Annotated in this window: 14 protein-coding genes and 2 pseudogenes; 8 read left to right on the top strand and 8 right to left on the bottom strand. The window is 69.9% G+C overall.

All coding sequences use genetic code 11. The features are described 5' to 3' along the window. Positions 1-100 precede the first annotated feature (100 nt). Both BN11_RS08415 and BN11_RS08410 read right to left on the bottom strand, forming a co-directional pair. A complete protein-coding gene (locus BN11_RS08415; RefSeq protein ID WP_048696552.1) occupies positions 101-730 on the bottom strand; it encodes a methylated-DNA--[protein]-cysteine S-methyltransferase in 630 nt (209 codons plus the stop codon). Next, positions 727-1,209, bottom strand: coding sequence for an RNA polymerase sigma factor (locus BN11_RS08410; RefSeq protein ID WP_048701080.1), 483 nt, complete (start codon positions 1,207-1,209; stop codon positions 727-729). Before BN11_RS08410 ends, BN11_RS08415 begins: the two co-directional genes overlap by 4 nt. Before the next feature lie 295 nt (positions 1,210-1,504). On the opposite strand from BN11_RS08410, the pseudogene recA reads away from it, so the two are divergent. The 7 genes and pseudogenes from recA to BN11_RS08385 form a co-directional block, all read left to right on the top strand. Continuing rightward, positions 1,505-2,158: pseudogene (gene recA / locus BN11_RS25840) on the top strand (recombinase RecA); the annotation flags it as partial. Then, positions 2,132-2,992: pseudogene (locus BN11_RS26075) on the top strand (intein-containing recombinase RecA); the annotation flags it as partial. The pseudogenes recA and BN11_RS26075, both read left to right, overlap by 27 nt. Positions 2,993-3,163: 171 nt before the next feature. Further along, positions 3,164-3,661, top strand: a complete 498-nt coding sequence (locus BN11_RS25830; protein WP_407668001.1) for a hypothetical protein — start codon at positions 3,164-3,166, stop codon at positions 3,659-3,661. After that, a complete protein-coding gene (locus BN11_RS08400) occupies positions 3,661-4,329 on the top strand; it encodes a regulatory protein RecX (protein ID WP_235435415.1) in 669 nt (222 codons plus the stop codon). The genes BN11_RS25830 and BN11_RS08400 overlap by 1 nt, the downstream gene beginning before the upstream one ends. Before the next feature lie 101 nt (positions 4,330-4,430). Beyond that, positions 4,431-5,756 (top strand): nicotinate phosphoribosyltransferase, encoded by a 1,326-nt coding sequence (locus BN11_RS08395; protein ID WP_083433622.1) that lies wholly within the window; start codon positions 4,431-4,433, stop codon positions 5,754-5,756. A gap of 2 nt (positions 5,757-5,758) precedes the next feature. Beyond that, positions 5,759-6,337, top strand: a complete 579-nt coding sequence (locus BN11_RS08390; RefSeq protein ID WP_048696543.1) for an isochorismatase family protein — start codon at positions 5,759-5,761, stop codon at positions 6,335-6,337. Continuing rightward, on the top strand, positions 6,334-7,053 hold the full coding sequence (locus BN11_RS08385; protein WP_048696541.1) for an NUDIX hydrolase: 720 nt from the start codon (positions 6,334-6,336) through the stop codon (positions 7,051-7,053). Before BN11_RS08390 ends, BN11_RS08385 begins: the two co-directional genes overlap by 4 nt. A 29-nt stretch (positions 7,054-7,082) precedes the next feature. Here the strand turns inward: BN11_RS08385 and BN11_RS08380 are convergent, their stop codons facing one another. Continuing rightward, positions 7,083-7,463: a VOC family protein gene (locus BN11_RS08380; RefSeq protein WP_048696539.1), complete on the bottom strand. Its 381-nt coding sequence runs from the start codon at positions 7,461-7,463 to the stop codon at positions 7,083-7,085. A gap of 35 nt (positions 7,464-7,498) precedes the next feature. After that, positions 7,499-8,944: a MocR-like transcription factor YczR gene (yczR, locus tag BN11_RS08375; protein ID WP_048696537.1), complete on the bottom strand. Its 1,446-nt coding sequence runs from the start codon at positions 8,942-8,944 to the stop codon at positions 7,499-7,501. A 62-nt stretch (positions 8,945-9,006) separates the two neighbouring features. Between yczR and yczE the strand changes: the two genes are divergently transcribed. Then, a complete protein-coding gene (yczE, locus tag BN11_RS08370; RefSeq protein WP_048696535.1) occupies positions 9,007-9,720 on the top strand; it encodes a membrane protein YczE in 714 nt (237 codons plus the stop codon). A gap of 47 nt (positions 9,721-9,767) precedes the next feature. Here the strand turns inward: yczE and BN11_RS08365 are convergent, their stop codons facing one another. From BN11_RS08365 to BN11_RS08350, 4 genes are all read right to left on the bottom strand, one after another. Then, a complete protein-coding gene (locus BN11_RS08365; RefSeq protein ID WP_157044040.1) occupies positions 9,768-10,169 on the bottom strand; it encodes a hypothetical protein in 402 nt (133 codons plus the stop codon). A gap of 304 nt (positions 10,170-10,473) precedes the next feature. Beyond that, positions 10,474-12,579 (bottom strand): RecQ family ATP-dependent DNA helicase, encoded by a 2,106-nt coding sequence (locus BN11_RS08360; protein ID WP_048696532.1) that lies wholly within the window; start codon positions 12,577-12,579, stop codon positions 10,474-10,476. Positions 12,580-12,611: 32 nt separating this feature from the next. Continuing rightward, positions 12,612-13,322: a DUF6891 domain-containing protein gene (locus tag BN11_RS08355; protein WP_048696530.1), complete on the bottom strand. Its 711-nt coding sequence runs from the start codon at positions 13,320-13,322 to the stop codon at positions 12,612-12,614. A gap of 51 nt (positions 13,323-13,373) precedes the next feature. Beyond that, on the bottom strand, positions 13,374-14,051 hold a 678-nt coding region (locus tag BN11_RS08350), incomplete at its 5' end, for a 5-oxoprolinase subunit C family protein (protein WP_048696528.1).

The following is a 14,051-nucleotide window of genomic DNA, read 5'->3' as shown; positions in this document are numbered from 1 at the left end:
CGCTCGCCGACCGCGGCTGGTCACGGGCCCGGATGGCGGGGCGCGTGTTGAGCGGGCTGGGTATGGCGCACGTCGTCGGCCGGCCGCTGCTGGCGGGGCGTCAGCGGTTGCCCGCCTCGAGCGCGATCAAGCTGCGTTTGACGTGGGCGCCCCCGAGGTAGCCGCCCAGGGCTCCGTCGCCGCGCAGGACACGGTGGCAGGGCTGGATGATGGGCAGCGGGTTCGTCGAACACGCGGTGCCCACCGCGCGCACCGCCCGCGGCGAGCCGAGATCGGCGGCGAGCTGACCGTATGTCGTGGTCTGGCCGTAGGGGATCTGCACCAGATGGCGCTGCACGCGCTCGCGGAAGCCGCTGCTGAGGGCGTGATCGAGCGGGAGGTCGAAGCCGGTCCGGCGGCCGGCGAAGTAGTCGTCGAGGGCGCGGGCGACGATGTCGAGGCGGTGGGGGGTATGCAGTATGCGGGGGCTGACCAGGGCGGCGAGGGCCGCGAGGACACGGTCGAAGTCCTCGATCTCGAAAGCGACGCGGACCAGGCCGGTGGAGGTGGCCGCGACGAGCAGCGGCCCGACGGGGGAGTCGACGGTCCGGTAGGCGATATCGATCAGGCCCTCGGTCTTCGCTCCCGCGATCAGGCGCGCGTGGAGGGCCGTCAGGTCGGCGACGTCGATCGGTGAGGCCGGGTCGAGGGATGGCAACGGATCGGCCAGGCCGGGATTCTGTTCGCTCATACGATTTCTCCGTTCTCGGCGAGGATGCGGCGCAGACTGGCGATTCCGTCGCTCGCCGCGCGTCGCACGGCGGCCGGAGTGGAGCCGATCAGCTCAGCCGTCTCCGTGTGCGGCAGCCCGCCGTAGTAGTGGTAGGCCAGCGCAAGGCGCTGCTTCTCGGGGAGCCGGGCCACGGCATACCAGATGCTCTTGTCCGCCGGAGGAGGTGGCGAATCTGGTTCGGGGAGAACGTCACTCGGGATCGCGCGTCGTGACTTCGCGCGGATGACGTCGATGCACTTGCGTTGTGCCACACGCACCAGCCAGGCCTCGATGTTCGTGCCGCGATCGAGTGTCGGCCACGCGCGCAGGGCGGCGAGAAAGGTCGCGGACCAGGCGTCGTCGGCGTCGTGGCCGGGGCCCAGGACGGCCCGGCACACGCGCAGCACGCGTGGTCCGTGCTCCTGGACCGCCGCCTCGAACGGCTGGCCGTTGCGCACTTCCACCCCCTGTAGTCGCACAGCATCCCTGCGGCGTGAGGTTACCGACGGGTGAATTTGCGGTCTGCGGCGGGGGTGTCCTCCTTGTGGAGGTACGGCGTGTCTCCACGCGCGTCGAACAGATGTTCGGCTAGTGTCATCCACAAGCGAGAGTTCGACTTCGCGTCATCCACAGGCTCAGGGCCGGGGGGTGCCGGGTTGTCGGTGCTCTCGCCTAGCGTCTGATCTCGTCGCCATCCGGCGAGGGGTCGAAGGCGGGCGCGCCCGACCACGAGCATGAAAGAAGAGGTGTGGCATGGCCGGCAAACCGGACATCGACAAGACCCAGGACAACAAGCAGCGCTCCCTCGACACGGTCATGGGCCAGATCGAGAAGAGCTACGGCAAGGGCGCGGTCATGCGCCTGGGCGACGAAGTGCGAGCGCCCATCGAGGTGATCCCCACCGGGTCGATCGCCCTCGACGTGGCGCTCGGAATCGGCGGCCTGCCGCGCGGGCGCGTCGTGGAGATCTATGGCCCGGAGAGCAGCGGCAAGACGACGGTCGCCCTGCACGCGGTTGCCAGCGCCCAGCGCAATGGGGGTATCGCGGCCTTCATCGACGCCGAGCACGCCCTCGACCCCGAATACGCCCAGAAGCTCGGCGTCGACACCGACGCCCTGCTGGTCAGCCAGCCCGACACCGGTGAGCAGGCGCTCGAGATCGCCGACATGCTGATCCGCTCGGGTGCGCTCGACATCATCGTCATCGACTCGGTGGCGGCCCTGGTGCCGCGTGCCGAGATCGAGGGCGAGATGGGTGACAGCCACGTCGGCCTGCAGGCCCGCCTGATGAGCCAGGCGCTGCGCAAGATCACTGGTGCGCTGAATTCCACCGGCACCACAGCGATCTTCATCAACCAGCTCCGCGAAAAGATCGGAGTGATGTTCGGATGCATGTCGTACTCGACGCGGGTCACCCTCGCCGATGGCACGACCGAGAAGATCGGCAAGCTCGTCAATTCCAAGTCCCCCGTGGAGGTGCGCACCTATGACCCGGCCACGGATCAGATCGTCGCTCGACCGATCACGAACTGGTTCGACAACGGCAACGCCGAGCGCTTCTTGCAGTTCACGGTGGCGCGTTCGGGCGGCAATGGTCGTTCGCAGTTCGCCGCCACCGAGAATCACCTGATCCGCACCCCGGGCGGCTGGCGCGAGGCCGGCGAGATCATTGCCGGCGACCGGGTCATGGTGAGCGAGACCGCCCGTCTGTCCGATCAGCAGTGGCAAGTCGTCCTCGGCAGCCTCATGGGCGACGGGAACCTTTCGCCGGACCGCCGGGGGCGCAATGGCGTTCGCTTCCGCCTCGGACACGGACCCAAGCAAATCCCCTATCTCGACTGGAAGGTCGAGATGCTGGGCAATATCCCGAATTCCCGCTCTACTCGGCCCAGTGGCGCCGAGCACGTCGACTTCACGCCGCTCGCCGAGCTCGCGGAGTTGCGGCGGGTCGTCTATTGGGGCGATGGCAAGAAGCACCTGAGCGACGAATATCTCAAGGCGTTGACCCCGCTTGCGCTTGCTGTCTGGTTCATGGACGACGGCTCTTTCGCCTTGCGCAGCAAGGGACTGCAGCAGCGAACCCTCGGGGGCAGTGGACGTGTCGAATTCTGCGTCGAAGCCATGACTCCAGGGTCTCGGGAGCGGCTTTCGTCGTATCTCCGCGACACCCACGGAGTCGACTCGCGGGTGTCTGTGCGCGGAGCCGCTCAGAAGGCGGTGCTGCAGATGACCACGGAAGGGTCGAAGCGCTTCCTCGAGATGGTCGCTCCGTTTGTGCATCCGTCGATGGACTACAAGCTCCTGACCGGTCTGCGGGGTCAGTTCGAGGTCCGGCCGGAGTTCGTCTCGCCGCGAGAGGTGCTCGTCCCCGCCGATGTGCTTGATGTCCACGTCAAGCCCAAGACGCGTTCGATGCGCAAGTTTGACATCGAGGTCGGCGGCACCCACAACTACTTCGTCGACGGCGTCATGGTCCACAACAGCCCGGAGACGACCACCGGCGGCAAGGCGCTGAAGTTCTATGCGTCGGTGCGCCTGGACGTGCGGCGGATCGAGACTCTCAAGGACGGCAACGAGCCGGTCGGCAACCGCACCCGCGTCAAGGTCGTCAAGAACAAGGTCAGCCCGCCCTTCAAGCAGGCCGAGTTCGACATCCTCTACGGCATGGGTATCTCGCGCGAGGGTGGCCTGATCGACATGGGTGTCGACCAGGGCTTCGTGCGCAAGTCCGGCGCCTGGTACACCTACGACGGCGACCAGCTCGGCCAGGGCAAGGAGAATGCCCGGACCTTCCTGAAGGACAACCCGGATCTGGCCGATGAGCTGGAGAAGCGGATCAAGGAGAAGCTCGGCGTCGGGCCGCGGGTGGATGCCCCGGCGGAAGGTGCCGAGGTCCCGGTCGAGTTCTGATGACCGACCACACACCGGCCGATCTGTCCGCGCTCCGCGCGGCGATCGGCCGGATCGAGGCTGGCGGGATGCCACACCACAGCCCGCCCGGGTCGTCGCCGGACGCCACTCCGTCCGGCGACGACCGAACTCAGCCCGCACGCGATGACGAGGAGCCGCACCCCGCCTCGCGGGGGGAGGCAGCCCGCGACCCGCACGCCGTGGCCAAGGCGATCGTGTTTCGGCAGCTGACGAATTCGCCGAAGACCCGTGCCGAGCTGGAGGAGGCGCTCGCCAAACGCGACTGCGATCCGCTGGTGGCCAAGGACGTCCTCGACCGACTCACCGAGGTCGGCCTGGTCGACGATGCCGCCTATGCGCAGATGTTCGTCCGCTCCAAGCAGCGCCGCAGCGGACTGGCCGCGTCGGCGCTGCGGCGAGAACTGCGCGCCAAAGGGGTCGACCCGGACACGGCGGGCGCGGCCGTCGACGACGTCTCCCCGGCGCTGGAAGAGGAGCGCGCCCGCGAATTGGTCCGCTCGCGCCTCAAACGCCTCCACGGCCTCGACCGGGCCGTCCAGGTGCGACGCCTCGCCGGGCTGCTCGCCCGCAAGGGCTATCCGTCGGGGATGGCCAGCGAGATCATCTTCGACGAGATCGACCAAACTGCCGAGCACGCCCGCGACTGACCTCGTTCCCCTCGTGTTATGGTCACTATGACTTAAACCAACGAGGGCTCGACCCACGCGAACGTGGCCGAGCGCAGTGGCTGTGTGAGCGAAGGGGCGACATGGCGAAGACGCAGGCGCCGAGGAGCACGGCGGCCCGGCAACCCGCGGGCGCGAGCCCGGGGATGCTGACCGACCGCTACGAGCTGACGATGTATTCCTCGTTCGTCGAGGACGGCAGCGTCGACAACCACTCCGTCTTCGAGGCCTTTGCCCGACGCCTCCCGCCGGGCCGGCGCTACGGCCTGCTTGCCGGCCTCGGACGGCTGATCCCGATGATCGCCGGCTTCGGCTTCACCGACGACGAACTCGCCTTCCTCCAAGCCACCGGGGCCATCACCACCAGGGCCGCCGACCGGCTCGCGAACTTCCGTTTCAGCGGGGACATCACCGCATACCCCGAGGGCGAGACCTATGTGCCGGGCAGCCCGGTCCTGACGGCTGAAGGGCCGCTGGGGGAGTGCCTCCTTCTGGAGACCCTGGTGCTGTCGGTGCTCAACCACGACATCGCCGTCGCCAGCGCCGCCGCCCGCATGGTGACCGCCGCGCGCGGCCGGCCGATCATCGAGATGGGCAGTCGCCGTACCCACGAGCAGGCTGCCATCGCCGCCGCGCGCGCCGCCTATCTCGCCGGCTTCGACACCACCAGCAATCTCGCCGCCGGCCATCTCCACGGCATACCGGCCGTCGGCACCGTGGCCCACGCCTTCATCCTCGCCCACGACAGCGAGCGCGACGCCTTCGCCAGCCAGGTGGCGGCCCTCGGCGCCGGCACAACGCTGCTCGTCGACACCTTCGACATCGAGCAGGGCATCCGCACCGCCGTGGAGGTCGCGGGCCCCGAACTCGGTGGCATCCGCATCGACTCCGGTGACCTGGACGTCGAATCACGCAGGGCCAGAACGCTTCTGGACGAGCTGGGTGCCACCAAGACGCGCATCGTCGTGACCAGTGACCTCGACGAATATGTCATCACCGCCCTCGGCGCGGCCCCCATCGATGGCTTCGGCGTCGGCACCCGGGTCGTCACCGGCTCGGGACATCCGACGGCCGGGATGGTCTACAAACTCGTCGCCGTCAGCGATCGCCCCGGCGCCGAGGCCCCCCTGCGGCCCGTGGCCAAGAAGGCCAGCGGCAAGGGCTCGGCCGGCGGCCGCAAGACGGCATACCGGCTGCCCGACGGCAGCGAGCACTTCCGGCTCGACGGCGTCATCCCCGACGGGGGCCGGCCGGTGCAGGTGCCGGTCATCCGCGGCGGCGAGATGGTCCACGAGCCCAGTCTCGCCGAGGTCCGGGCCCATGCGGCCGCGGCCATCGCCGCGCTACCGCCAAGCGCCCACGAGGTCGCGGACGGCGAGCCCTACACCACCGCAATGGAGGAGGAGTGACGATGAGCTCGACCGCACTACTCGTCGTCGACGTGCAGAACGACTTCGTCGAAGGGGGCTCGCTCGCCGTCACCGGCGGCCGGGCCGTCGCCGCGGCGATCGTCGACCACATCGATCGGTATGCCGGCCACTACCGGCTGATCGTCGGCTCACGCGACTGGCACTCGCCCGAGTCCGACAACGGCGGCCATTTCGCGACATCGGGTGACCCCGACTTCGCCGCGACCTGGCCCGCCCACTGCGTCGCCGGCACGCCGGGGGCTGAGTATGCCGAGCCGCGGCTCGCCGAGCGACTCACCCATCACGTGCGCAAGGGGATGGGCGCGCCGGCCTACTCGATGTTCGAAGGCATCACCGACGACCACCGCACGTTGGCGGATCTGCTTGCGGCAGAAGGGATCGACGAGGTCGATGTGGTCGGCATCGCCACGGATCATTGCGTCCGCGCGACGGCGCTCGACGCCGCTCGGGCCGGCTTGCGCACCACGGTCCTGCTGCCGCTGACGGCCGGGGTCGCGCCGGAGTCCACCGAGGCGGCGTTGACCGAACTCGTGGCGTCCGGAGTGGAGGTGGCCCGATGAGCGATCACCCGCCCTTTGCCGTCACGGTCGACCTCGCGGTCTTCACCATCCACGAAGGCACCCTCGCCGTCCTCCTTGTCCGCCGCGGGGAGGATCCCTTCGCCGGCCACTGGGCGTTGCCGGGTGGCTTCGTCGAGATCGACGAGGACGCGGCCACCGCCGCCTGGCGCGAACTCGCCGAGGAGACCGGGCTCGAGCGGCTCTCCGGCCACTTGGAGCAACTCGCCACCTACTCCCGCCCCGACCGCGACCCGCGCATGCGCGTGGTCTCAGTGGCCCACGTCGCCTTCGCTCCCGGGCTCGCCCGGCACGTCCCGACCGCCGGGTCGGACGCCGCGGCCGCACGGTGGTGGCCGGTGGAGGACCTCGGCCTGGACGGCGCGGACGAGACGAGCGTCGAGCTCGCGTTCGACCACGCCGAGATCCTCCGCGACGCCCTGGAGCGGGTCCGGTCGAAGATCGAATACACCACTCTCGCAGCGCAGTTCGTCGAGGAGCCGTTCACGCTCGCCGACCTGCGGAGGGTGTATGCCGCGGTCTGGGGCGCGGCGCCCGACCTCGGCAACTTCCGGCGCAAGGTGCTCTCGACGCCTGGTTTCGTCGTCGCGACCCCCCCCCCCGGCCGCTCGGGCCGCCCGGCCCTGCTCTATCAGCGCGGCCCCGCGACAGCGCTCCAGCCCGCCATGCTCCGCCCCGACGACACCGGCGCCGGCTGAGGTTGCCACGTCGGCGCAGCAGGCTCGCCCTAGGCCCCGGCGTCGATGAACTCCAGCCGGTTGCCGAAGGGGTCGTCGGTGTGGAAGCGCTTGGTTCCCGGGATCTCGTCGGACCAGCGCACGGCATACCCGGCGTCCTCGAGCCTGGTCGCGAGCGCGTTGAGACCGGCGATGAGGATTCCCGGGTGCGCCTTCCTTGCGGGGGCGAAGGGCTGCTCGACGCCCATGTGCATCTCGAGCCCGCCACCCGGTGCGCGGAACCAGCACCCCCCGCGGGCGGCCATGACCGGCGGTTTCGGCACCTCGGCAAAGCCGAGAAGCTCGACCCAGAACGCACGAGCGCAATCCTCCCCACCCACGGGAATGGCCACCTGGACGTGGTGGACACGCTCGAAGACGACGTCACTCATGAGCCAAGCCTCTCAGACCGTCGCGCCGACCTCCCTCATGCCACGAAGCCCCCGGCGCGTGGCGGATGCGTCAGCGCGGTCACGCCGCCGGCGCGCAACTCCTCAGCGGCGCGGGCCAGCCGCGCGACGGCATCGGTCATGACGGCCGGAGCGGCGACATAGGGGATCCGGATGAACCGCTCGAAGCCGCCCACGGGCGCGAACTGCGGACCCGCCGCCACCAGCAGGCCGGCTTCCGCGGCGGCAAGGACCAGGCCCCCGACGGGCAGATCACCCATGTCCACCCACAAGGTCAGGCCACCGCGCGGCACGACGAAGCGCGCGTGCGGCAGGTGCGTCCCTACCGCCTCGACCGTGGCGTCGCGGGCCGCGAGCAGTTCGGTGCGGCGCGCCGCGGGCAGCCCGTCATGGGTCACGAGCAGATGCATCAACACGAGTTGCTCGAGGATCGGCGCCCCGAGATCCAAGGTGGCCCGGGCGGAGACCACACGCGAAGCCAGCGCCGTCGGCACCCGGATCCACCCGATCCGCAAGCCACCCCAGAAGACCTTGGCCGCCGAACCCAGCACGATGGCGCCGGGGCTGAAGCAGCCGAACGGGCGCACAGGTGGACCACCGTCGAGGTCGATATCGGCGATGGTCTCGTCGATGATCGGCCGCACATCCGCCGCGGCGAGCAGCCCGGCCAGCCGCTCCCGTCCGCTGTCGTCGAGGAGCGCCCCAGTGGGGTTGTGGAAGTCCGGGATCAGGTATGCCGCGCTCGCGCCGCTGGCCGGCACGATCCGTGCCGCCTCGTCGAGATCCCACCCGGCGGCGTCGACCGGGATCGCCACCGTGCGGGCGCCCTCCATCGCCAGCGCCGCCATCGCGTTGGGATAGCTCGGGCTCTCCAGCAGCACCCGCTGGCCGCGGGTGAGCAGCGCCCGCGAGATGACGGCCAGTCCCGCAACCGCGCCCGAGGTGACGATGATCTGCTCCGGCGTGGTCGCCAGCCCGCGCCGGGTGAAGCGCTCGGCGATGACGGCTCGCAGGTCCAGCAGGCCGACGGGGGCATATCCGTTGTCGCCGAGGTAGCTGGGCAGATCGGCCAGGGCGGCGGCATACGCCTCCAGGATTCCGGCGGGGGCCCGCGTTGCCGCACACGTCAGATCGATCGCATCCGGCGCGAGATCCGTGGCGGGGGAGAGCACCCGGCTCGCCGCGGCCAGGCGGCCCGGCACGACGGCGATCGACCCCGACCCGCGCCGGGTCTCGAGGTAGCCGCGTTCGGCCAGCACCGCATACGCGCTGGTCACGGTCGTGCGCGAGCACCCGAGCGCCCCGGTCAGCTCGCGCTCACTCGGCAGCCGGGTGCCCGAGACGAGCCGGCCGTCGGCCAGCAGGGTCATGATCGCGGCGGCGAGGGAGCGGTATGCCGGTCGCGCGAGCGCTCCGTCGCCGACGAGGCGGGCGAGCCGGGGGGCCGACACGGCGGGCGTCATACGGGCCACTGTCGCACAAGTGGCTATAGAAAGACAGTCCACTTCGCGCCACACTCGTGATCATGTCGCCGATCCACCTCGCCCGCCGCGGCCTCGCCCGCCGCGTGGAGCTCGTGCCGATGTCTCCGGTGCAGCAGTTGCGTGCCGGGCGGATCACCCACCGCCTGACCCAGCTCCTCGTCGGCCTGACCCTCTACGGCGTCTCGATGGCGATGCTGCTGCGGAGCACTCTCGGACTCGACCCGTGGGACGTCTTCCACCAGGGTGTGCAAGGCCACTGGGGCGTGAGTTTCGGGACCGTCGTCATCGTGACGAGCTTCGTGGTCCTGCTGCTGTGGATACCCCTCCGCCAGTGGCCCGGCCTCGGAACGATCCTCAACTCCATCGTCATCGGCCTGGCCACGGATGCGACCTTGCGCATCCTGGACGCGCCGACCGGCCTTCTGGGCCGTTCGGCGCTGCTGCTCGGCGGCATCGTCGCCAATGGCTTGGCGGGCGCGCTCTACATCGGCAGCCAGTTCGGACCAGGGCCCCGCGATGGTCTGATGACCGGGCTGGCCCGGCGCACCGGCCGCTCGCTGCGCCTGGTGCGCACCAGCCTGGAACTGACCGTGCTATTGCTCGGCTGGTTGCTCGGCGGGACAGTCGGCATTGGCACAGTGCTTTATGCACTGCTCATCGGGCCAATCGTGCAGTTCTTCCTTCCGATATGTACGGTGCGGCTTCGCCAACCTCAGCCAACGGTCGTAAATGCGACAGCCGGAGCCGGCGACTGAAATCGCCGGCTCCGGCTGGTCCGCTGTGATTAGCCGGATGCTGAGATTCAGCTCTGGATGCCGAGAGCCTCGATGATCTTGGTGACGTCAGTGGCATCCACACCGGCCGAAGAGGCGGCGGTCGTGATCTTCTCGACCAGGTTGTCGGCGGTGTAGGGGCCGGCGTTCTCGATCCCCTGGGCAACGCTCTGGGCGTTCGCGACGCCCGCGTCCGTCAGCTTGGTGGTCATCTCATCGAAAGACGGCACGGTGATCTCGGTGCCCGTCGCCGTGGCGCTGTCGGTCGTGGTGTCCGCGGGCTCGTCGTCATTGTCCATGGCGCGCCAGCCGAGCCACAGGGCGAGCAACGCAAGGAGCGGCAGGAGCAGCCACAGCGGGTTGAAGCCCTTGCGCTCCTCGACGGCGGTGGCGCCGGGGGTGTAGGTGGTGCGGGTCTCGGTGCGCTGCACCGGCACCTCACGCGCAGCGACGCTGCGATCGGCATCGTCGTAGCCGTAGGTCTTGATCCTTGATTAGGCCTTGGAAACCGTAAGGGGTCGACCCCGGGCTATTCGCTCTAAGATTTCAAAGAGTGTCTAAAGAGGGCGAAACAGCTCTCTGCGGCGGAGCAGGGTGCACCCTATCGGGTGGCGCAAATGTCCCAGAGTCTCGGGGGCGACGTCCCCTAAGGGATCTGACAATTTGTCACTGATTGGCCGAATCAGCGGCCGTCCTGCCGCAATCGCCGCGTGTCGGCGATCTCGTGTCCCGCAGCTACGCGTCGATGGCGAGAACGAGCGGCAGCACCTCGTCCGCGCCCGAGACCCGCAGCGCCCGGGCCGCTTCGGTGACCGTCCAGCGGGAGTTCACATAGTCATCGACGAGCAGGATCGGACCGTCCAGGCTCCGGATCGACGCGGCGAGGTCAGCGCCGACGGCGAGACGCTCCCAGACCCCCGCCAGCCGGAACGCGCTGTTGCCGCCGGCCTCGCCTGTCGGCCCGCCGTCCACCAGCGCCAGCTCTCCGAGATAGGTCAGCCGTCCGATCTCGGCGATCCCCGCCGCAACGGAACCCACGAGCTGCGGCCGGGCCCGCGACGGCACCGACATTACGGCCACTGGTCGCCGCGCCCACCCCCACCCCTTGAGCACCTCGACGACCCCGCGGAGCACCTCCGGCGGGACCGGCCCGTCGTGCTGCAGCAGCGGGCGCAGACGCTGTCCCCAGCCCAGGTCGGACAGCCGCGCCAGCGCCCGTCCTTCCGACGCCTGCTCGGCCGGCGCGATCTTGCCCTTGACCGGCACCCCGAGCCGGTCCATCCCGGTCGGCCACATCGCCCGCGGCTCGATCACGACCCCCACCCGGTCCAAACGTTCGCGGGCCGCGCCGATGACCCGATCAGGGATGTCGGTGGGGAACCACACGCCTGCGCAGTTGTCACAGCGTCGGCAGTCCGCGGCACTCGGGTCGTCCAGGGCCCGCTGCAAGTAGGCCATCCGGCACTCGCTGCCGCGTTCGTAGGCCAGCATCTGCTCCTGCTCCGCCTGCCGCTGTGCGGCAACCCAGGCATATCTGTCTCCGTCATAGGTCCACGGCACGCCGGTCGAGGTCCACCCGCCGCTGAGCCGCGTGACGGCGCCGTCGACGTCGAGCACCTTGAGCAGCAGTTCCAGGCGGGTGCGCCGGATGTCGACGATGGTCTCGAGGGCCGCGGTGGACAAGGGCCGTCCGGCCTCGGCCAAGGCTCGCAGCACCGCATCGGCCTGCTCCTCACGAGGCATGGACACCGACGCGAAGTAGCGCCAGATGTCCTGATCCTCCGGGCCGGGCAGGAGCAACACATCGGCCCGTTCGGTGGCCCGGCCGGCGCGACCGACTTGCTGGTAGTAGGCAACCGGGGAGGCCGGGGCGCCGACGTGCACGACGAAGCCCAGGTCGGGTTTGTCGAACCCCATGCCCAGCGCGGAGGTCGCGACGAGTGCCTTGACGGCGTTGTCGCGCAAGGACATTTCCAGCCGTTCGCGATCGGCATGGTCGGTGCGGCCGGTGTAGGCCGCCACCCGGTGACCCGCCTCGGACAAGGCCGCCGCGATGTCTTCCGCGCCGCTGACGGTGAGGGTATAGACGATCCCGCTGCCGGGCAGGTCGTCCAGGTGCGCGATGAGCCAGCCCAGCCGTTGCTCCGGCGACATCGAGCGCAGGACGCCCAGCCGCAACGACTCCCGCGCCAAGCCACCGCGGATCGTCTGGACCGGCGCCCGGCCGGCGGCCAGCTGGGTCTCCACATCGGCGACCACGCGGGCATTGGCCGTCGCCGTCGTCGCGAGCACCGGCGTGCCGGCCGGCAGCCCCTCGAGCAGGTCCTTGATCCGACGGTAGTCGGGGCGGAAATCGTGCCCCCAATCCGAGATGCAGTGCGCCTCGTCGACGACGAGCAATCCGCAACGGCGGGCGAGGTCGGGCAGCTGTTCCTCGCGGAAACGGGGATTGTTCAACCGCTCGGGCGAGACAAGGAGCACGTCCACCTCGTCCGCCGTCAAGGCCGACCGCACCTGGTCCCAGTCGGTGGCATTGGCCGAGTTCATCGTCACCGCACGGATGCCCGCCCGCTCGGCAGCGGCGATCTGGTCACGCATCAACGCGAGCAACGGCGAGATGATCACCGCCGGCCCCGCGCCCTCCGCGCGCCGCAGCGTCGTGGCGACGAAGTAGACGGCGGACTTGCCCCATCCCGTGCGCTGCACCACCAACACCCGGCCGCGCCCCTCGACCAGCGCCGCGATGGCGTCATACTGCCCGTCGCGGAACTCGGCATCGGGCCGGCCGACCAACTGGCGCAGCGCGGCCACCGCGCGTTCGCGAAGAGCAGGATTCGTCATACCCCGACCGTATGCCGCGGCGCCGACAACCCTCAGTCCGCGTCCTCGCCGATCCCGTCCTCGCCGGTCTCGTCCTCCAACTCGATCTCGTAGAGCACCGGCGCGACGAGGATCCGGGCTCCGACGGTGCCATCCCACGTGAAGGGCAGCCCCAGTTGCCGCAACACGTCCACGACCTGCCGCCCCACCGCCACCGCCGCCACATCATCGCGGGGCCCCAGGACGCCGAATCCGAGGTAGAGATCACCGGTCAGGACGAGCCGTTCGAGGTCCTGCGTGTGGGCGTAGACATACCCCCGCATGTCGATGCCCTGCTCGGCGTACTGGTCCGCCAGGTCGCGCACGACCTCAAGGGCCTCGCTCGAGTCGAACCCGTCGCCCCAGCTGAGGACCAGGCCGGCGCTCGGGAGGATCTCGGGCAGCGAGAGCAGACAGTAGGCGTCGTAGGAGGTCGTGTGTACCACCCGCTTGTACTCGTCCAGGACCTGCTGGAAGCGGGCGGGAACGTCCGTCGGCGCGACCGGCTCGTCGTCGGGGAAGTACTCCTCGAACTCCTCGGCCATCTCCACGAAGCCCTCGACGAGTTCGTCGGTGTCCTCGTAGGCGCCGGTCGCGATCCGCAGCATCATCAGCCCGGTGAAGGTCTCTTCGCCGGCCGGGTAGGCGCACTCCAGGGTTGCGTGGCCGCGGGTGATCTCGGGCCGGGGTCCGAGGATGTCCTCGATGCTGGTGGAATCGGACATTGGGTCATGGTGTCATGCGGTCCGTCAGCGCCCCTTTGGTAGGCGGCGTCGTCACTCGAGGGCGAAGCGCACGGTCATCCCGGGCGTGAGTTGGGCCGCGTGATCGGCTGCGTCCGGGGTGAGGACGAGCGGGACGGGGTAGCCGCCGGTGGCGGGATGGTCGGACAGGAAGATGATCGGTCGCCCGGAGGCCGGGATCTGCACCGCGCCGCGGACCATGCCTTCGCTCGGGAGTTCCTCCTCCCGGCAACGCGGCACGGCGGGGCCGTCCAGCCGTACGCCGGTGCGATCCAGTTCGGCCGTCACCCGGTATGTCGTCGCCATCAGTTGCGCCACAGCCTCGTCGCTGAACCAGTGCCGGCGTGGGCCAGGTAGCGCCGCCAAGGTGGTCGCATCCACCGGCGGGCTGGGTATGGCCGCGTGGTCGACCACGGGGGATGCGCTCGCCCCGGTGCCGATCGGCACCAGGTCGTCCGGTGCCAGGGCGGCGCCGAGCCCCCCGAGCCGGCTGTATGACCGTGACCTCAAGGTGATCTCGCTCGTCACGCCGCCGGCTATCGCCACATAGTTGCGCAGGCCGGCCGTCGGCCGGCCGATCGCCAGGCGCGCCCCGGCCGCGAGGCTCAGGGGCGCGTTCGTGCTGGCCGGCCGGTCGTCGACGTCGACCGATGCCAGGGCGCCGGTGACGGCAACGAGGAGGGGCGACTCGGCATACCCGCTGAAGCCACC

Source organism: Nostocoides australiense Ben110, from assembly GCF_001050535.1.
GTDB classification, from domain to species: domain Bacteria; phylum Actinomycetota; class Actinomycetes; order Actinomycetales; family Dermatophilaceae; genus Nostocoides_A; species Nostocoides_A australiense.
Note: the sequence above shows the minus strand (reverse complement) of the source record. Positions and strands in the feature narration are given on the sequence as shown.

What these genes read in the sequence shown, in the direction of transcription:
- BN11_RS08415 (WP_048696552.1), bottom strand. Translation starts at nt 730, where the DNA reads ATGAGCGAACAGAATCCCGGCCTGGCCGATCCGTTGCCATCCCTCGAC.
- BN11_RS25830 (WP_407668001.1), top strand. Translation starts at nt 3,164, where the DNA reads ATGCGCAAGTTTGACATCGAGGTCGGCGGCACCCACAACTACTTCGTC.
- BN11_RS08400 (WP_235435415.1), top strand. Translation starts at nt 3,661, where the DNA reads ATGACCGACCACACACCGGCCGATCTGTCCGCGCTCCGCGCGGCGATC.
- BN11_RS08395 (WP_083433622.1), top strand. Translation starts at nt 4,431, where the DNA reads ATGGCGAAGACGCAGGCGCCGAGGAGCACGGCGGCCCGGCAACCCGCG.
- BN11_RS08390 (WP_048696543.1), top strand. Translation starts at nt 5,759, where the DNA reads ATGAGCTCGACCGCACTACTCGTCGTCGACGTGCAGAACGACTTCGTC.
- BN11_RS08385 (WP_048696541.1), top strand. Translation starts at nt 6,334, where the DNA reads ATGAGCGATCACCCGCCCTTTGCCGTCACGGTCGACCTCGCGGTCTTC.
- BN11_RS08380 (WP_048696539.1), bottom strand. Translation starts at nt 7,463, where the DNA reads ATGAGTGACGTCGTCTTCGAGCGTGTCCACCACGTCCAGGTGGCCATT.
- yczR (WP_048696537.1), bottom strand. Translation starts at nt 8,944, where the DNA reads ATGACGCCCGCCGTGTCGGCCCCCCGGCTCGCCCGCCTCGTCGGCGAC.
- yczE (WP_048696535.1), top strand. Translation starts at nt 9,007, where the DNA reads ATGTCGCCGATCCACCTCGCCCGCCGCGGCCTCGCCCGCCGCGTGGAG.
- BN11_RS08360 (WP_048696532.1), bottom strand. Translation starts at nt 12,579, where the DNA reads ATGACGAATCCTGCTCTTCGCGAACGCGCGGTGGCCGCGCTGCGCCAG.
- BN11_RS08355 (WP_048696530.1), bottom strand. Translation starts at nt 13,322, where the DNA reads ATGTCCGATTCCACCAGCATCGAGGACATCCTCGGACCCCGGCCCGAG.